At 55.0% G+C, this 17,623-nt stretch carries 21 protein-coding genes and 1 pseudogene; 12 read left to right on the top strand and 10 right to left on the bottom strand.

Annotation, left to right across the window (positions count from 1 at the left end):
• From ACWXTG_RS03575 to ACWXTG_RS03555, 5 genes are all read right to left on the bottom strand, one after another.
• Entirely contained in the window at positions 1 to 330 is a 330-nt protein-coding gene (locus ACWXTG_RS03575) for a hypothetical protein (protein WP_480220712.1), read from the bottom strand.
• Positions 327 to 1,706 (bottom strand): hypothetical protein, encoded by a 1,380-nt coding sequence (locus tag ACWXTG_RS03570; RefSeq protein WP_480220711.1) that lies wholly within the window; start codon positions 1,704 to 1,706, stop codon positions 327 to 329. Before ACWXTG_RS03570 ends, ACWXTG_RS03575 begins: the two co-directional genes overlap by 4 nt.
• A gap of 33 nt (positions 1,707 to 1,739) precedes the next feature.
• Positions 1,740 to 1,985, bottom strand: coding sequence for a hypothetical protein (locus tag ACWXTG_RS03565; protein ID WP_480220710.1), 246 nt, complete (start codon positions 1,983 to 1,985; stop codon positions 1,740 to 1,742).
• A gap of 112 nt (positions 1,986 to 2,097) precedes the next feature.
• Positions 2,098 to 2,541, bottom strand: coding sequence for a hypothetical protein (locus ACWXTG_RS03560; protein ID WP_480220709.1), 444 nt, complete (start codon positions 2,539 to 2,541; stop codon positions 2,098 to 2,100).
• A 201-nt stretch (positions 2,542 to 2,742) separates the two neighbouring features.
• On the bottom strand, positions 2,743 to 3,009 hold the full coding sequence (locus tag ACWXTG_RS03555; RefSeq protein ID WP_480220708.1) for a hypothetical protein: 267 nt from the start codon (positions 3,007 to 3,009) through the stop codon (positions 2,743 to 2,745).
• Positions 3,010 to 3,144: 135 nt separating this feature from the next.
• Between ACWXTG_RS03555 and ACWXTG_RS03550 the strand changes: the two genes are divergently transcribed.
• Both ACWXTG_RS03550 and ACWXTG_RS03545 read left to right on the top strand, forming a co-directional pair.
• Positions 3,145 to 3,444 carry a hypothetical protein gene (locus tag ACWXTG_RS03550; protein WP_480220707.1) on the top strand — a complete coding sequence of 100 codons (300 nt, stop codon included), beginning with the start codon at positions 3,145 to 3,147 and terminating at the stop codon, positions 3,442 to 3,444.
• Entirely contained in the window at positions 3,441 to 3,806 is a 366-nt protein-coding gene (locus tag ACWXTG_RS03545; RefSeq protein ID WP_480220706.1) for a helix-turn-helix domain-containing protein, read from the top strand. The genes ACWXTG_RS03550 and ACWXTG_RS03545 overlap by 4 nt, the downstream gene beginning before the upstream one ends.
• Positions 3,807 to 4,234: 428 nt before the next feature.
• Here the strand turns inward: ACWXTG_RS03545 and ACWXTG_RS03540 are convergent.
• Positions 4,235 to 4,393, bottom strand: a pseudogene (locus tag ACWXTG_RS03540) (IS3 family transposase); the annotation flags it as partial.
• Between the two features lie 268 nt (positions 4,394 to 4,661).
• On the opposite strand from ACWXTG_RS03540, the gene ACWXTG_RS03535 reads away from it, so the two are divergent.
• Positions 4,662 to 4,937: a hypothetical protein gene (locus ACWXTG_RS03535; protein ID WP_407996622.1), complete on the top strand. Its 276-nt coding sequence runs from the start codon at positions 4,662 to 4,664 to the stop codon at positions 4,935 to 4,937.
• Positions 4,938 to 4,974: 37 nt separating this feature from the next.
• Here ACWXTG_RS03535 and ACWXTG_RS03530 read toward each other — a convergent pair whose 3' ends face one another.
• Positions 4,975 to 6,030, bottom strand: coding sequence for a mechanosensitive ion channel family protein (locus ACWXTG_RS03530; protein WP_480220705.1), 1,056 nt, complete (start codon positions 6,028 to 6,030; stop codon positions 4,975 to 4,977).
• A gap of 382 nt (positions 6,031 to 6,412) precedes the next feature.
• Here ACWXTG_RS03530 and ACWXTG_RS03525 point away from each other — a divergent pair, with 382 nt between their 5' ends.
• From ACWXTG_RS03525 to ACWXTG_RS03490, 8 genes are all read left to right on the top strand, one after another.
• The gene (locus ACWXTG_RS03525; RefSeq protein ID WP_407996620.1) at positions 6,413 to 8,263 is read left to right on the top strand and encodes a methanol/ethanol family PQQ-dependent dehydrogenase; all 1,851 of its coding nucleotides are present in this window, start codon (positions 6,413 to 6,415) and stop codon (positions 8,261 to 8,263) included.
• On the top strand, positions 8,247 to 8,777 hold the full coding sequence (locus ACWXTG_RS03520; RefSeq protein WP_309565281.1) for a c-type cytochrome: 531 nt from the start codon (positions 8,247 to 8,249) through the stop codon (positions 8,775 to 8,777). The genes ACWXTG_RS03525 and ACWXTG_RS03520 overlap by 17 nt, the downstream gene beginning before the upstream one ends.
• On the top strand, positions 8,774 to 9,814 hold the full coding sequence (gene coxB, locus ACWXTG_RS03515) for a cytochrome c oxidase subunit II (protein WP_480220704.1): 1,041 nt from the start codon (positions 8,774 to 8,776) through the stop codon (positions 9,812 to 9,814). The genes ACWXTG_RS03520 and coxB overlap by 4 nt, the downstream gene beginning before the upstream one ends.
• A 4-nt stretch (positions 9,815 to 9,818) precedes the next feature.
• The gene (gene ctaD, locus ACWXTG_RS03510; RefSeq protein WP_480220703.1) at positions 9,819 to 11,711 is read left to right on the top strand and encodes a cytochrome c oxidase subunit I; all 1,893 of its coding nucleotides are present in this window, start codon (positions 9,819 to 9,821) and stop codon (positions 11,709 to 11,711) included.
• Positions 11,708 to 12,319: a cytochrome c oxidase subunit 3 gene (locus ACWXTG_RS03505; RefSeq protein ID WP_480220702.1), complete on the top strand. Its 612-nt coding sequence runs from the start codon at positions 11,708 to 11,710 to the stop codon at positions 12,317 to 12,319. The genes ctaD and ACWXTG_RS03505 overlap by 4 nt, the downstream gene beginning before the upstream one ends.
• Before the next feature lie 29 nt (positions 12,320 to 12,348).
• Positions 12,349 to 12,759, top strand: coding sequence for a hypothetical protein (locus tag ACWXTG_RS03500; RefSeq protein WP_480220701.1), 411 nt, complete (start codon positions 12,349 to 12,351; stop codon positions 12,757 to 12,759).
• Positions 12,756 to 13,661: a cytochrome c oxidase assembly protein gene (locus ACWXTG_RS03495; RefSeq protein ID WP_480220700.1), complete on the top strand. Its 906-nt coding sequence runs from the start codon at positions 12,756 to 12,758 to the stop codon at positions 13,659 to 13,661. The genes ACWXTG_RS03500 and ACWXTG_RS03495 overlap by 4 nt, the downstream gene beginning before the upstream one ends.
• Positions 13,662 to 13,734: 73 nt before the next feature.
• Entirely contained in the window at positions 13,735 to 14,169 is a 435-nt protein-coding gene (locus ACWXTG_RS03490; protein ID WP_309565275.1) for a GlcG/HbpS family heme-binding protein, read from the top strand.
• A 72-nt stretch (positions 14,170 to 14,241) separates the two neighbouring features.
• On the opposite strand, the gene ACWXTG_RS03485 is transcribed toward ACWXTG_RS03490, so the two are convergent.
• From ACWXTG_RS03485 to ACWXTG_RS03475, 3 genes are all read right to left on the bottom strand, one after another.
• A complete protein-coding gene (locus tag ACWXTG_RS03485) occupies positions 14,242 to 14,505 on the bottom strand; it encodes a hypothetical protein (RefSeq protein ID WP_407996615.1) in 264 nt (87 codons plus the stop codon).
• Between the two features lie 171 nt (positions 14,506 to 14,676).
• Positions 14,677 to 14,871, bottom strand: a complete 195-nt coding sequence (locus ACWXTG_RS03480) for a hypothetical protein (protein WP_309565273.1) — start codon at positions 14,869 to 14,871, stop codon at positions 14,677 to 14,679.
• Positions 14,858 to 16,126 carry a cytochrome P450 gene (locus ACWXTG_RS03475; RefSeq protein ID WP_480220699.1) on the bottom strand — a complete coding sequence of 423 codons (1,269 nt, stop codon included), beginning with the start codon at positions 16,124 to 16,126 and terminating at the stop codon, positions 14,858 to 14,860. The genes ACWXTG_RS03480 and ACWXTG_RS03475 overlap by 14 nt, the downstream gene beginning before the upstream one ends.
• A gap of 323 nt (positions 16,127 to 16,449) precedes the next feature.
• Here ACWXTG_RS03475 and ACWXTG_RS03470 point away from each other — a divergent pair, with 323 nt between their 5' ends.
• The gene (locus tag ACWXTG_RS03470; protein ID WP_309565271.1) at positions 16,450 to 17,622 is read left to right on the top strand and encodes a zinc-dependent alcohol dehydrogenase; all 1,173 of its coding nucleotides are present in this window, start codon (positions 16,450 to 16,452) and stop codon (positions 17,620 to 17,622) included.
• Position 17,623: the final 1 nt, after the last annotated feature.

Genomic DNA, 17,623 nt, shown 5'->3' with positions numbered 1-17,623 from the left:
CTAGAAGTGCATTGTGGCCTGGGTGAAATCACGGCTTAAATGCTTGTGCCAGTCATAGACTCGCTTCGTTATCAGCACAGTGACGTAGAAGGAAATGAAAGCAGGCGTTGAGGGCGGCAGGAACGCCAAACCAAAGGCAACGCCGGTTGGCGTGATTGGACGCAATAGAGTAATGCCGGTATAAGCCATTGCCAGGAATGCCGTGAAAAGGCCCAAGACAAAGGAAACATAGCCGAGGAAATAGGCGCTTTTGCGAAGGCCGCGAACAATAAACCAAGTTACGACCTTTTCAACAATGGAAGCAAGACCAACAAAGAGCCAGTGCATCACGCGCCCCCCTCTGGACGTTCAACGAGAAGATTAAAGACACCTATTGCTGTCATGACGAACAAGGCAAAGGCTATTGCAGGATGCAAAAATGGTTGAGCATCGCAGATGCTAATTTCATAGTTATGGTCGAACAGTTCAAAACTTAAATTGCAATTGGCTGATTCACCTTCAGTTGCCAATGTCCATGGCGATGCCGGGAGGATTTTTTCTGTATAAAGCTGCAATAAGCCGGAATCGTTAACCATGCCGCGCATAATGTCGCCCAGGTCATCGAATAAGCCATCCTGGGTTGCGTTAAATGATTCGGCGAGACCCTGCCCTGCTAATTGTGGATCGGCATTTTCACCATTTATTGCATCACTGATGTCTTTGGTAATGTCGCGAAGATTGGAGAGCGTGACTTCGGTTGCGCAGTGGGCGCAATCGCCAGTACCGGAACCAGTACCACCCGAAATAGGGGTTGTGCCGGTTTGGTCACCTGTTCCAGGATAGGTCGCTGTTGATTGGCCGGTGACAGAAGCACCAGAACCAGAGCCAGAACCAGCAGAAATTGTAGTAACTTGTTGTCCCGTAGTGCTGTTTGAATAATTTGGGACTGTATGTGTAACAGTGGCAGCGCCAGTGCTGCTATTGAGTTCAATGGTGACTTTTTCACCTGTTGCAGCGTCGGTGTAACTAATTCTATTTGGCGCTTCTTGGACTAAAGCCGGGTTATTGTCAGCAGGATTTTGCATAGGATCACGCTGGAAGGTATTGCCGACGCGCTGAATTTCATCTTTTGCTTTTTCTGGCTTTTTAACGTCGCCAGGTGACTGAAGATTACAAGTTTGAGTGCCCGTATAACCAGAAGGACAAGCAGGAATTTTATCTACAGTGCCACCAGGAAAAGAACCGGGCTCAACACCATATTGATTCGGGACAAAATCGACTTCGGAAACCGTCAGAGTAACGGCGCATCGACCGGCGCCATTGTCCGCATAGCTCGTGGTTAAAGTGTATTTGCAAACGCCATAGTTTTGACATTCAGCGCGGGTTGTTGTTGGAGCAGGACAGACAAGCTCAAGAGGAGCGGTTGAAGGAGGCGTTTTATCGTCAGTCCAACCAGGAGGTACAGTTAATGGCTTATCCGGATCAATCTGTACTGTAATTGGCTTAGATGCCAAAGGAGAAGTCGGGTTGTTTTCCGTCGCAGCAAAGGTGATTAAACCGATTATTGCCGCATGACCAGCCGCGCTCAGTGCAAAGGGAACAGTTCCGCCAGCAGCTTCAACAAGTAGAGCAATTCCAGCTAATGGCAAAAAAGCCTTTGCCGCCACCGGGACAACGAGAGCAGCGATCGTGGTTGCAACAATGATGGATTTTTTGAAGGTTTTCATAGGAAAAAGCCGGGTTTCCCCGGCTCCTCGTGATTACTTCACGCCAGCCTTGCCGAGGCCCTTCTTTGCAGCGCTCAGAATGAACCAGCCAATGGAAACGCCAGCCACAACGGGAATGAACTTGACCGCAATATCGGTCACAGTATCGATAGCGTCAGTACCGATACCGTCGAGAGCGTCAGCAGGCAGCAGGCTCGCAGCGCTGGCGATTTCCGGCATGGTAAAAGAGACAATAGCAACAGAGGCCATCAGGGTTTTAAACAAAGCAGATGCTTTCATGATTAACTCCTTGTGAAATTTTGAAAGAAAGAAATAGCGCTCCCCAGCATGAAACCAAGGATGTAGCTCGCGCCGAAGCTGACGAAGAACCACTTCATAAATATTGCGATCGTCACTTCGCAATTCCTTTACCCGCGCCAACTCCATAGCTGAATCCAAACAAGGCAGCAAAGAGAACGGCGCAGAGAATAATGATGTCATCACCACCGAGGCTTGATAGCTTGGTAGTGGGCGTGACGGTTTCGAGAGGCGGTTGAACTATGCCTGTACCGTCACCAGTGATAACGGCATTGGCAGGGGTTGGTGTGTAATCGGTGTCGCAAGAATGAAGTTTTAAATGCCTTACCCCCGGGGCAATAGAAAGAGCCGAAGAAGTACCAGAGTATGAAATATTAAAACTGACGTAACCCGTAGATGGATTAAAAGTAATATTCGCAGGCCAATAAAACCAGGAGTTTGTAGAATCATTGAAATAACCATTTAACCCGGTAAATGCGTTTATCACCTGCTGAGAAGTGGTATAGCAATTTCCGAGTACAGACCAACCGGCAGCCATGTCTATACAGCCTTCAGCTTGTAAGTGTACTCAACATCGCGCTTGAGCCAATAAGGGAGGCCCTCAAAGGTGCGAGATGAGTAGGACTTGGAGTAGCCAGCTTCGCTTAACAGGCGTTTACGGGCGGCTTGGGTGAGATTGTTCCAAATAGCTGACATTGACTTCCCCCTGGAGAATGGGGAGCAGCGCTCCCCTACCCTTTTACTTGCCTGGAGCAACAGGAACCAGCTTAGTGATGCCACCGCCGAGTTCCATGGTCTGGTTATTAACACGTGGCTCGAATTGCGCCATGTAGCGACCTGGGGCTGGACGCTCAGAACCACTTGGAAGAACTGTACGGAAAATTTGACGGTCTTCTCCGATTTCTAGAACACCCTGGATTCGCACCATTTTGTATGGATTGCCGGAAGCTTTAGCAACGCCTTCAATGAGTTCAGAGGCTGTAACGTGGACTGGAATTTGAGACATTGTGATTCCCTTTCTGGAATAGTCATTTAATTAATGTATGAAATTTCATACATGAGCAAGAGTATATGAAAATTCTTATATTGTAAAGAAATTTCATATATATGATCATTCATACACCTGACAGGGAAATACAAAATGAAAACAGTGCTTTTAATCGCAACAGGGATATTGCTAGGCGGGCTGATGTTGGACTCAGCATTGATATTGAAACGGTATGGAAAAACCGATTTCATCGGGAATATGTTTGCTGGACGGGATTATTTAAAAGGAATGGGAAGCCTAGGAGAGCTTCCAGCTAAACAAGTAAATGGAAAGGTGCAGTTTGTGATGGTCAAAGGCCAGGACACGGCAATCTGCAAGAGGAAATACAAAACAGACGTGATTACTAATGAGGTAGCACGTTGCACAGTAGATCACTGGGAACCTAAAAAATGAACACTTACGCTTTGGTAGAACTTGGAAAAAAGAAACAGATGATTGCTAGCGATAGAGCTTTTGCAATCAAGATTGGCGTTACCAGTCAAAACATTTCAGATTGGAAAGCGGGACGAGCCACCCCCAACGCAACAAAATTCTTAAAACTTGCAGTTGCAGCAGGAATGAATATTGAAGAGGCTTTGGAATACGCAGAATCAATGGAAAAAAGTAAATTTGTGAAAGAAGCAGGATTTACTTCAATAGGAATGCTTGGAGCACTAGGGACAATTTCAGGCCTGACATTACTGGCAACGTCATCTATCCCCTCTCAAGCCTTATTTGGCGCGGCTTTTATAGGTCAAGTGTGTGTGTTATGTTAAATTGGATGGCAAAATTACTCCTATCCCTGTAGCGGAATTCAAAGCTCATTTGAACATTAGGCCTATCCATTACAGCTGACGACGCTTGGCACCTTTAGGACGCTCAACTCGTAACATCCAATACCAAAGGTGAAGTTTGTCGCTAACCCAGTCTGGCCGATGATGGACACCTTGATTGTGGAATCCATGCACTCTTGTTGCTTTTCTTGAAATCGACTGAAATACCAGTTTATAGGACGCGGTTTAATCGCTTGGTGAATATCTAAGGCGGGATTCTCGCGTAATTTTCGCAGAACATTGATGATATCTAGTCTACATGGGGGCTTAAAGCAGCCCCCATACCCCTGCATCATTATCTTAATATTGATTCACTTAAAATGATTCTGCGGATACTGCGTTTGTCATCAAAGGGTGAATCGGCCAGTCTTTTATAGACAGTTTGTTGCCTCAGAAAAGTATTGCCGTTCGTAGTTTACTGGGGAAAGGTTCGCGGCGTGACTATGCCGACGAATCGGGTTGTAGAACATTTCGATGTAGTCAAAGATATCCTGGCGTGCCAGCTCCCTGGTGGGATAAATTCTGCGCCTGTAATGCTAGTTGTGTTATCGGCCAGCTTCCCTGCTTCCGATGTCTGATTGGCTTTCTTTATAAAAGCGGCACGTAGGCTTAGCACACTTCGGTAAACAATGGCAATGCAGTGTAGAGGTGCCTTCTAGCAAGATCGAAGGTTGGAGATTTCATCGAGCTTGCTTTTCCTACATTCATATCAGCGTTTTCTTCTTCAACGATATTGGAACGCATCCCTATCATGAGACTGGAATTTTTATTTCATAGAATCATAGAAGGGGAAACATTATGAATGCTAGTTTTTTCGATAAGATCGTGATCAATCAGGAAGTGCATTTTAAAGCGTTGGAAGATGGTAATACATACCATTTCATTTTATCCAAGCCAGCGTTGGAAACCTGTGCAGCCTTGCTCAAAATCGATATTAAGGAAGATCTGAAGAAGCTCGAAGTATTTGAGGAGTTTGAACATGAGATTCACGCCAAGGTAAGCGAAATCCTGGCAAGCCAGGATTCGCACAAGAAGACTAGCGAAAGCAATCCCATCAGTATCAAGCAGCTTTAGTCATTAACCGCTTCCACGCCCTATTTTTCTTTCTCATTTAAGCTGCTGCGGCCTCTAGGCTGCGGATATGCATGTTGGTCGTTGGCAATGCAAAATCAACGCCCAGTTTCTTGAATTCGTTGATCATGTATAGATTGATTGCCTGCTGCGTATCCATATATAAGTTGAAGTCGCTGGAATCCACGAAGTAGACCACTTCGAAATCCAAGGAGCTTGTTCCAAATCCTTTGAGGTGGGCCCGGTCAAACCTAGTGCGATCAGATGTTTCTATTGCGGATTTCACTATGTCAGGTATCTTGGCAAGAGTGGTTGCAGGCGTGTCGTATGTAACGCCGAACTTGAATTCCACCCGGCGTTGCGACATGCGTTTGTAATTGTGGATAATGTTTTTCAGGAGTTCGGTGTTGCTGCATACGATCTGCTCGCCGCTGATGCTCCTGATGTGCGTAGTTTTCAGCCCTATCCTTTCAATGCTGCCGGCTACTTCGCCGAATACGACGAAGTCCCCTATCACGAAAGGTTTGTCCAGGCCGATGGCCAGCGATGCGAATAAGTCGCTCAGAATATTCTGCACGGCCAATGCCACTGCAACGCCGCCTACGCCCAAGCTGGCGATGAATGCAGTGATGTTGACGCCCACATTGGAGAGGATGGCCAATATCACGATCGACCAGATGGCGACTTTCAATATCCAGCTGAGCATGGAGGTGATCACCGGATTAGGGACCTGGCCATCTTTTTCCAATAATTGCACACTTGACCAGATGGTGATGCTCTTGCTTATCCATAATGCGATCTGGATACCGATCACAAAGAAGGTCAAATGACTCAGTCGAGTCTCCCATCTTTCCGGAAGTTCCAAGAACTGCAGCGCAATCAGCAATGCAAATAATGCCAAGGTGATTTTTTGGGTGCTGCCAAGCACTTCGGCAATCGTGTTGTTGAATTTATGTTCGGTGCCGGCGGAAACTTTCGACAATTTATTGATGGCGATGCGCCATAAGGTGTGCAGTATGAAATAAGCTGAGATTGCAATGATGATCAATGTAATCCATTGATATAAAGACAGTCCAATAAAGGTAGTAACTTCCAAAAATTCCTGCATCCAATTTCCTCCATAGCTTTATTTTTACGGAGGAAAATTCAATGCTGATTCCCTACCCTGCCCTTGAATTTTCACTCCAACCGACAAGCCTAAGGGATTTACTTAATGACTCAATCAGAGAATTCTAATTTTTCTGTCGGACATCATTAACAATTAGGAGAGGAAGGACCGGAATTTAGCAGTATTGGCTGCATTTAACATTTTCACTTGGATTGGGTATTCATTACATTAAATTACAGTTGTTATTTTTTGGAAATATTTTTTGAAACTTAATGGCTAGAATTGATACCAACAGGGGAAAACTTCCTTAGATGATCGAACAGCTGAATGTCTTTCATCTCCATATAAATTCGCTAAAAGGAACTATCGAGTGGATAGCTACAGAGATTTTTTCCTTTATCCGGGATGGTTGCTGGTCGGCTTTTTAACAGTCTCCTGTAGTCAAGATAGTACGCAATCGAATCCTGCTTCGTCGCCTCCTGAGGTAGCGCAGGCAAATTACCCCCATAACAATTCAACCTCACCCGCTTGGCTGGAAGCTAATGAAGACGGTCAATGGGCCATGCCGGCAAAAAACTACGCCAGCACCCGCTACAGCGGCCTGGAGCAGATCAACCGCGATAATGTGAAGAACTTGAAGCTGGCCTGGACATTCTCGACCGGCCTCACGCCGGGACATGAAGCGGCACCGGTATTCGTGAACGATACCTTGTATGTGGTCACGCCTTACCCGAATACGGTGTATGCGCTATCGCTCGACGGCAGCAAGAAATGGGAGTACAAGCCCGACACGCACCAGGAATCGCAAGGCATGGCATGCTGCGACGTGGTGAACCGCGGCCTGGTCCATGCGGACGGCAAGCTGTTCTTCAATACGCTGGACAACCATGCCATCGCCCTTGAAGCGGCCACGGGCAAGGAGCTATGGAAAACCAAGGTCGGCGACCTCAAGCGCGGAGAGACCATGACGATGGCGCCGTTGGTGGTCAAGGGGAAAATGCTGGTCGGCAACAGCGGCGGCGAGATGGGAGTGCGCGGCTGGCTGAAGGCACTGGACACTGAAACGGGCGAGCTGCTCTGGACAGCCTACAGCACCGGCCCGGACAAGGAAGTATTGATTGGCGAGGATTTCAGGCCGTTTTACCCGCAGGACCAAGGCAAGGACCTTGGGGCCAACAGCTGGCCGCCGGAAATGTGGAAAATCGGCGGCGGAACGGTATGGGGCTGGCTCTCGTACGACCCGGAGCTGGACCTGGTCTATTACGGCACCGGCAATCCCGGCCCCTGGAACCCGGATTTCCGGCCTGGCGACAACAAGTGGACATTGACGGTGTTCGCGCGCCGCCCGGACGACGGCAGCGCAATCTGGGCCTACCAGGTAGAACCTCATGACCTGTATGACTACGACGGCGTCAACGAAAGCCTGCTGCTCGACCTGCCCGTCAACGGCGAACAGCGCAAGGTACTGGTCAGGCCGGAGCGCAACGGCCATGTATACGTGATGGACCGCGCCAGCGGCGAGGTGCTGTCCGCCAACACCTATGTGCCGGTCAACGTGACCGAGGGGGTAGACCTCAAGACCGGGCAAATGCGCAAGGTGAAGGACAAACAGCCCGGCACCAACCGGACGGTACACAACATCTGTCCTGCGGCCCCAGGTGGCAAGGATTGGCAGCCTTCAGCCTATTCGCCCAGGACCGGGCTTATCTACATGCCGCATAACAACCTTTGCATGGATATGCATGGTACGCAGGCCAACTATATTGCCGGAACGCCCTATGTCGGCTCCGACGTGAAGATGTTCGCCGGGCCGGGCGGGCACCGCGGCGTCTATACCGCTTGGGACCCAGTTGCCGGCCACAAGGTATGGAGCATCAAGGAGGACTTCCCAGTCTGGAGCGGCACGGTGGCGACCGCCGGGGATATCGTGTTCTACGGCACCATGGACCGCTGGTTCAAGGCCCTGGATGCCAAAACCGGCAAGCTGCTGTGGAAATACCGCGTCGGCTCCGGCATCGTCGGACAGCCGGTCACCTTTCAGGACAAGGACGGCAAGCAGTACGTCGCCATCTTCTCGGGCGTGGGCGGCTGGTCCGGCGCTATTGTCTCCGGCGGCCTTGATGCACGCGACGGCACGGCGGCCCTGGGGTTTGCTAATGCCATGAAAGACCTGCCGAAACATACCGACAAGGGAGGGCAATTGTATGTTTTCTCCCTTTAGCAAATCTGCCGCAGCGCTTTCTTTGCCTGTAGCAGCGCTCTCCCTGCTGTTACTGAGCGGCTGCGAGGACCAGGCCGCCCTGCGCAATGCGGAAAACCCGCCCTCGCCTCCTGTCAACAGAGTAGCGGAATTCGGCCCCGGCACCGAGGATGCGGTCCTCAAGCCGCACCCCTACATGGACAACCGCCATGCGATCAACGAGGGCAAGCGGCTCTATGGTTGGTTCAACTGCGCCGGCTGCCATGCCAACGGCGGTGGCGGCATGGGTCCGCCCCTTATCGACAAGCACTGGATATACGGCAGCGAGCCTGCGCAGATATTCGCTTCCATCATGGAGGGCCGCCCGAACGGCATGCCGGCGTTTCACGGCAAAATCCCCGAGCAGGAGGCATGGAAGATCGTCGCCTATGTGCGCTCGCTAGGCGGCCTGGACAAGGACCTGCCGGCCGGCGCCAGCAGCAGGCCGTTGCAGGACGAGGCGGAATCAGACCTGCGCGAGGGCGAGACTCCATGAGCCCGCCTCAGGAGAAATGCTTACCGCGAAAATCCCTGCCGCCTGGCATTGCTGCGGCAGGCATCTGGCTCATATGCGCCTGTTCCTCGACATATGCGAGCCAATCCGCCCTGCAGCCCGGAGGCCCGCTGGCCAAGGCCATCGCCGACTTGTTCTGGGGCATGGTGGCGATCGGCGGCATCATCCTGCTCATCGTGTTGGCCATGCTGGCCGTGGCGTTGCTGAGGGCAAGGAATAAAGCCGAGCCTAAGCCCTTGACCTTCACGCAAAGCCGCAACCTGGTCTTCGTCTCGGGCGTGGTGATCCCGGCCCTGATATTGACCGTCTTCGTGATTTCCAGCGCCGCGGTCAACCGCGAGATCGTCGCCCCCATGCCCGAGCACGCCTTGACCATCCAGGTCACGGGGCACCAATGGTGGTGGGAGGTGGATTACCTCGACACGGAAGGCAACCATGTCGCCAAGACGGCCAACGAGATTCGCATTCCCGTCGGCAAGCCCGTGCGCATCGCGCTCGAGGCCAGCGACGTCATCCATAGCTTCTGGATTCCGCAATTGAACGGCAAGACGGACATGGTGCCGGGCAAGCGCAACCTGACCTGGGTCAAGGCCGACCGGCCAGGCAGCTATCGCGGCCAGTGCACCGAGTTCTGCGGCAAGCAGCATGCCAAGATGGCCTTCACCGTGGATGCCGTGCCTGAAGAGGAGTTCGATGCATGGCTGCAGCGGCAGGCGCAGCCTGCGCGCGAGCCTGCCACCGAGAACGAATCCCAGGGCAGGCAGGTGTTCCTGCGCTCAAGCTGCGCCATGTGCCACGCGATCCGCGGCACCAGCGCCCTCGCCAGCGTCGCGCCGGACCTGACGCATATCGGCTCGCGCAAGACCCTGGCGGCGGGCACGCTGGAGAACATGCCTGGGACATTGTCTTCGTGGATACTCTCGCCGCAGAGCTTCAAGCCCGGCAGCCATATGCCGGCGACCGTGCTTGCGGGAGAGGACCTAGGCAACCTTGTCGAATACTTGCTCAGCCTGGAGTAGCGGAATGACCGATTCAGCATCCATCCAACACGACGAGGAAGCGCGGCAGCTGGAACGCACCTGGGCCTCCCCGCCCGGGTTCTTCGCCTGGTTCACTCATGTCAACCAGACCAATATCGGCATGCGCTTCATCGTCACCGGGTTCGTCTTCTTCATCCTGGGCGTGATATTGGCGCTGCTGATGCGCTTGCAGCTTGCGGTGCCCGAGAACGACTTCATGGACCCGGAAACCTATAACCAGGTGTTCTCCATGCACGGCATCACCATGATGTTCCTGTTCGCGATCCCGGTCATGGAAGGCTTCGCGGTCTACATCATCCCGCTCATGCTCGGCACGCGCGACATGACGTTCCCTAGGCTCAACGCCTTCGGCTACTACATCTACCTCATCGCCGGCGTCATGATGTATGTCGCGCTGTTGCTGAAGATCGCGCCCGACGCGGGCTGGTTCAGCTATCCCCCGCTTGCCGGCGCCGGCTTTTCTCCCGGCCTGGGACTGGATTTCTACACCACGGTGATCACCTTCATGGAAATCTCTGCGCTGGTGGCCGCAATCGAGCTCATCGCCACCATCTTCAAGTGCAAGGTGCCCGGCATGTCGCTCAACCGCATGCCGATCTTCGTCTGGGCCATGCTGGTGATGTCCTTCATGATCGTGTTCGCCCTGCCGCCGCTGGTGATCGCGAGCCTGATGCTCGCGCTGGACCGCATGGCCGGCATGCATTTCTTCACCGCGGCCTCGGGCGATCCTATCCTATGGCAGCACCTGTTCTGGTTCTTCGGCCACCCTGAGGTTTACATCATCTTCATCCCGGCGCTGGGCATGGTCTCCAGCATCATCATCACCTTCACGCAACGGCCCATCTTCGGCTACATCCCCATCGTGCTCTCGATCGTCGCCATCGGCTTCATCGGCTTCGGGCTCTGGGTGCACCACATGTTCACGGCGGGGCTGCCCCAACTCGGCTCCAATTTCTTCACGGCTTCCAGCGCCATGATCGCCATCCCGAGCGGCGTGCAGATCTTCTGCTGGATCGCTACGCTATGGGGCAGCAAGCCCAAGCTCGCGACGCCCTTGCTGCACGTGCTGGGCTTTTTCCTCATCTTCATCATCGGCGGGCTCAGCGGCGTGATGGTGGCCTCGGTACCATTCGACATGCAGGCGCACGACACCTATTTCGTCGTCGCCCACTTCCACTACGTGCTGATCGGCGGCGCGGTGTTTCCATTGCTGGGCGGGCTGTATTACTGGTATCCCAAGTTCACCGGCCGCATGATGAGCGAGCGCCTCGGCAAGATCGCGTTCTGGGTGACCTTCGCCGGCTTCAACCTGACCTTCTTCCCGATGCACAAGCTCGGGCTGGACGGCATGCCCCGGCGCGTCTACACCTATCTCGACGGCCTAGGCTGGAACGAGGCCAACTTCTTTATCAGCATCAGCTCCACGGTGCTTGCGCTGGGTTTCCTGTTGACCCTGGTCAATGCGCTAGCCAGCCTCAAGCGCGGCAAGGTGGCCGGGGACAACCCCTGGAACGCGGATACGCTGGAATGGGCCACCAGCTCCCCTCCCCCCTCGTACAATTTCCGCCACATTAGGACGGTGGACAGCCGCTACCCGTTATGGTCCGGCACCGGCGGCCTGGAGCAGAACCCGGTGGTCACCGGCATCCGCAGCGACCGGCGCGAAATCCTGCTCACCTCCATCCTCGAATCGCACCCGGAAGCGCGGCAGCCGCTGCCTGGCCCATCGCCCTGGCCTTTCTGGCTCGCAGTCGCCACCGCCCTCACCTTTGCCGGCCTGATGGTACATATGGCCATCCCCCTGTTGGGCTTTCTGCTTTGCTTCATTGCCATTACCGGCTGGATATGGCCTAAACAACTGGGAGCGGCAAAATGAGCCTGCATGCCGATATCGACGCCAGCAAACTGCCGGATTACAGCTATGAATTCAGGTCGCCCCTGTGGTGGGGCATCGTCGGACTCATGACGGTGGAAGGCACGGTAGTCGCCACCCTGATCGCGAGCTTCTTCTATCTGCAGGGCAACCATGCCGCCTGGCCGCCCGCAGGCACCAGCCCGCCGGAACTGCTGTTGCCTACCTTGTCCACCGTGGTCCTGCTCGCCAGCATGGTGCCGGTCTACCTTACCGACAAGGCCTTCAAGTGCGGCGACGCCAAGCCGCTGGCATGGATGCCGCTGGCGAGCATCGCCCTGGCGCTGGTGTTCCTCGGCATCAAGGCCTATGAATATGCCAGCCATGTCGATTTCCGCTGGGACACCCATGCCTACGGCTCGATAGTCTGGCTCATGATCGGATTTCATAGCGCCCACGTAATTGCAGTGATTTTCAAGACGTTGGTAATCGTCTACTTGGCGCGCAGGCGTTACTTCACGCCGGAAAAAAGGATTGCCGTCACCGTGAACGGGCTCTATTGGTATTTCGTCGCGGCGGCATGGATACCGCTTTACCTGACCATTTACCTGGGCTCCCGTATCTGGAGCTGAGGCGTTGACCGACCAAAGGAATCATCAGCATGCGCGACCCGATCAAAATCGCGGAACACAATCCCAGCTTTGCACTCGCACTGCTCTGGATATGCATTCTGGCGGGCCCTATCAGCTGGAGCCTGCAGTTGAGCGTGGCTTATCCCATTCTCGACTGGTCCTGCCGGGAAGAGCAATTGATCCCCGTGCATGCCGCGACCATTGCGGCCTTCCTGTTCAGCGCCGCCAGCGCCTACCTGAGCTGGCACAGCTTGCAGCTGCACAAGACCCTGGCCCGCATCAACGAGAATCCGCAATCGCACAAGCGCGGCAGCGAGAGTGAAAGCGAGATGCCGCCGCGGCAGTTCATGGCATTGGCAGGCTTCATGCTCAGCCTGTTCTTCCTGCTGGTGATCGTGATCCAGTGGCTGCCCGTCCTGGTGCTGGACCCGTGCATATGAAGCGGCTTGCCGCCTTCATTGCCTGCCTGCATGCCGCACAGGCCTGGGCCCACCCGATTGGCGGCCGCCACCACGCCAACCCCTGGCTGGAACTGCTGCAAGATTATTGGGTGGCGCTCCCGGTCGGACTGGCGCTTGTACTCTATCTCGCCGGGCTCTACCGCTTGACGCGCAAGGCAGGCAGGCCGACCAGTTATACGCCCATGCGCGTCAAGGCGTTCCTGCTTGCCTGGGCCTCGCTCGTGGCCGCCTTGTTTTCCCCCGTGGATACCTTGGGCAATGCCTATTTCTCCATGCACATGGTGCAGCATGAGTTGTTGATGATTATCGCCGCGCCGCTTTTCGTCATCGCCCGCCCCCTTTCGATGTGGGCATGGGCTTTCCCCCGCGCAGCGGCAAAAGTCGGCAAGGTGACCTCCGGCGCCAGTTTTTCGCGCTTCTGGCGAACACTGACCAATCCGCTCACCGCCTGGACGGTACATGCAGGCGTGCTGTGGGGGTGGCACGTGCCGGAACTGTTCGAGACCGCGCTGCATTACCCGCTGGTACATGACCTGCAGCACCTCAGCTTCTTTTTCTCCGCCTTGCTGTTCTGGTGGTCGCTCATGCGCCTGAGCAACACGCGCAGCCCTGCCGTATCGGGCCTGGTGTCGCTGTTCACCACCGCATTGCACACCGCCTTGCTCGGCGCGCTGCTGACCTTCTCGAGCCGGGTCTGGTACCACAGCTACATCATTCCCGCAGGCAGCCTGGAACTGGCCTTGCAGGACCAGCAGCTGGGCGGGCTCATCATGTGGGTTCCGGGCGGCCTTGCCTATCTGGCGGTGGCGCTGGCGATCTGCTATCGCCTGCTCAGCACGGAAAGCAGGAGCCGGCCTGCAACAAAACAGGCCGGCGGATGACTGACAGTTAGTTTTGAATCAGGGAAATTAAGCAGCACGCTCCACTCTTTACCAACCACAAAGGAGAACCATCATGCACGTCACAATAGAACAAGCCAGGAACATTATCGAGCAGGCCACGCGCAAGGCCGAGGCTATCGGTGTGAAAAGCTGTATCGCCGTGCTGGACTCGGGCGCCAACCTCAAGGCGTTCTCGCGCATGGACGACGCCTGGGTAGGCAGCATAGACGTCGCGGTCAAGAAGGCCAAGACCGCCTGCTTTTTCGCCATGCCTTCCGGTGAAATCGGCAAGTTGTCGCAGCCGGGCCAGCCCCTATACGGCATAGAGCACTCCAACGAAGGCCTCATCACCTTTCCGGGCGGTTTGCCCATCGTGGATGACGAAGGCGTGTTGGTGGGCGCAATAGGCGTCAGCGGCGATACGGTGGAAAACGACCACATCGTAGCCAAGGCCGGCGCCGAGGCGGCAGGCAGCTGCGACCTGCCCAAGCATCCCTGGCGCACATAAACGAATGCCCGCAGGCTCAGTCAGAGAGCCTGCGGGCATTTACTCATGCTTCGATTCAATCCGCTGGACGGGCTAACGGCCCTCCTGTCTGTTTCGCGGCTGCTCTGTCGAAGTATGGTTACGCTGGTCATGGCGGGAGGGTTTTACATTGGGGTCCGCCTGTTGATCGGTCGCGTTTTCAATGGCCTTCTGCTTACCATCTCTCGATGCTTTTTCATCCTGGTTGCGAGGCGTATTGGCATCGTCCAGCGCGCGGGGATTGATTTCTTCCGCCGCATAGGCGCTGGACAGGCCAAGACCGAGGCTCAGGGCGGCAATGCATAATATGGATTTCACTGGTCTGCTCCTTTCGTATGAATGAAGTTCCAGCATAGACGGGCAAGACGGAAGGCAATGTAGTCCGGGTGCTGAAACAGCGCTGGAAAACCTCATGGGCGCCTGTATGAAAAACCAACGCCGGGATGGATGCATGAGTTTATACAGAGCAGGCAGGGGCAGCCCCACCTGTCAGGGTTTGACGAGCATGGACCTGGCCTTTTCCGTGATGCGGTGATGCTGCTCCATGTCCGGCAAGATCAGTTCGGCCTTGATCAGGAAATCGCGCAGGCCATCGGCAATTTCTGCCGCCCTGCCTTCTTGTTCGGCTTCCCACACTTTATTCAATGCTTTCCACTGCAATGATGTCAGCTCATGGGCTTGCATATTTTTTCTCCAAATGGCTAGGGGTAAGGACAGGCTGGATAATGAACCCGCTTTCCGGTAATGCCGGAATCCTGCCAAGGTCCAGCCTCAGGTCTTGATCAGGGACGGTGTATTCCAGTTCGTGAACCAGCATCTGAACAATAGTCTTCATGAGCGCGATCGTGATCCATTCCCCAGGGCAACGGTGGTGGTATTCATAGGTTGCGCCGCCATTGGCGATCAAGCCGAAACTGTTGCCGTCCCAATCCTTGAAGCGCTCAGGCATGAATTGCTCCGGGTCTTGCCACAATGCCGGGTCGCGGTGCGTGCCGTAGATGTCCAGCAGCACGCGATGCCCGCGCCTGAATTCCAGGCCTTGCCAATGAAAGTCTTGGCGCACGATGGCGGCAAGGAAAGGAAAGAAGGGATAGAAGCGCCTGACCTCAAGTACGAACCAGTCCAGGTAACGTTCGCCGCCCTGCAGCAGCTTTTGCCTGCAAGCCGGGAATGAATGCAACGCCAGCGCGCTGAATACGGCAAGCTGCGCCACTGCCACGGTAGGACGCAATATATTGATCAGTTCGACGGCCGCCACATGCAGCGGCAACAGTTGTCCCTGTTCGTCACGATGCCAGGCGACCGCCTGCAATACGCTGCCCGGCTGTTCCGGCTTGCCGTAGTGGCGGATATCCTCGACCAGTTGCCCGATCCAGCGCTCGCATGATTTGCGCGCCATCCTGCCGCGCCAGTGATGCAGGCCCAGCCGGGCGCCGCTGTCTATCATATTGCCGAATTCCTGCGCGCGCCGGCCTAGTTCCTGGCTGGCCAGCGGTACGCCGGCCCAGGCGCATACGCTCTTACACAGCAGTCTTTGCGTCTCGCGCAACAACACGATTTCACTGCCGGGTTTCCATTGACGGATGGCTTCGCGCCAATGGTCGTGATGCAGGCGCACGAGCTGCTCGATATGCGCATGCGTCATGAGTTCGCGGATGAACATCTGCTTGCGGTGGCGATGCGCATGGTCGTCCATTCCCTGCACCCCGCCTACACCGACAAGCGTTTTCTGCGCGCGCGCAGGCATGGCCCCGGAGCGTACGAATTTTTCGTTGTCGTAAAACAGCCTGGCCGCCGCTTCGCCCTGCATGCAGATGGTGGGATGCATCATCAGGCGGGTTTTGAAAGCTTTGACTCCCAGCGCGCGACAAGTGCTGTCAATGAAGACATATCCTTTTTTCCATAGCGCATAAGTGCTTTCGAGCGGAGGGGCGGTCATGGAACTCCTCTTGGATGAAGGAATATAAAAGCGGCCAGATGCCGCTAGGCATGAATGATGCAATGCAGGGCTAGACCTTGGCAGGCGCGATTATCGGATTCTCATGTCGGAAAATATTACTGATCCTGTCTTACGCTAGCGGCGATATCGGCAAAGGAATGGAATTCTTACAGCGCTTTCAGCAAAGCGCGGATGAACCGGCGGCCCATGCTTGGCTAGCATCACCTCAGGTTGCTGTCGGGCTCAGTGCCCGGGCCAACTGAATATTCACGGCAGGCAGCTGCGCTACCGTTTTCACTTTCCACCTACAGAAGGAGTACCTCATGCGCGCGTTGACATACCACGGTAGTAAAGATGTCCGTATCGAAACGGTTCCAGACCCCATCCTGCAGGCCTCCGATGATGTCATTATCCGCGTCACCTCCACTGCCATCTGCGGGTCGGACCTGCATCTTTACCGCGGCAAGATCCCCGATCTGCATGACGGCGATATCCTTGGGCATGAGTTCATGGGCATCGTTGAAGACGCGGGCCAGGGCGTTACCCAGGTGAAAAAAGGCGACCGCGTAATCATCCCGTTCGTGATCGCCTGCGGCCACTGCTATTTTTGCGACCAGCAGCAATTCGCCGCTTGCGAAACCACCAATCCCGGCCGTGGCCCCAGCCTCAACAAGAAAACCGCCACGCCGCCCGCCGCCTTGTTCGGCTACAGCCATCTATATGGAGGCATTCCCGGCGGCCAGGCGGAACTGGTACGCGTGCCTCAGGGCAATGTGGGTCCGTTCAAGGTCAACGGCAGCCTGGCGGATGAGCAGGTACTGTTCCTGACTGATATCCTGCCCACCGGCTACCAGGCCGTACTCAATGCCGAAGTGGGTGAAGGCGACAGCCTGGCTATTTTCGGCGCAGGCCCGGTCGGCCTGATGGCAGCGGCCTGTGCCCGCATGCTGGGCGTGGAGACGATTTTCATGATCGACGACCTGCAATACCGGCTGGATTTCGCCCAGGCGCAATACAACACAATCAGCATCAACCTGGACGAGGTCGAAGACCCTGCTGAGTACATCCTGGAGCATACAGCGCATCGCGGCGTGGATGCCTCGATCGATGCCGTCGGCTTCGAGGCCAAGGGCAGCATGGTGGAAACCGCCCTGACGACATTGAAGCTGGAAACCAGCAGCGGCAAAGTGATTCGCCAATGCATTGCCGCCACCAGGCGCGGCGGCACGGTTAGCATCCCTGGCGTATATGCAGGGTTTATCCACGGCTTCCTGCTCGGGGATGCATTCGACAAGGGGTTGACGTTCAAGATGGGCCAGACCCATGTGCACCGCTTTCTGCCCGAGCTGTTGGAGTTCATTGAAAACGGCGACCTGCACCCGGCCGACATCATTACCCATCGCATGTCGCTGGAAGACGCGCCGCTGGGCTACCGCATCTTCAACGATGCTGAGGAAAACTGCCGCAAGGTCGTATTGACCCCGGGCCTGCATTAGC

The organism is Methylobacillus sp. DLP286 (assembly GCF_056636515.1).
The sequence above is the reverse complement of the archived record's forward strand: the minus strand, read 5'-3'. Positions and strand labels throughout refer to the sequence as shown.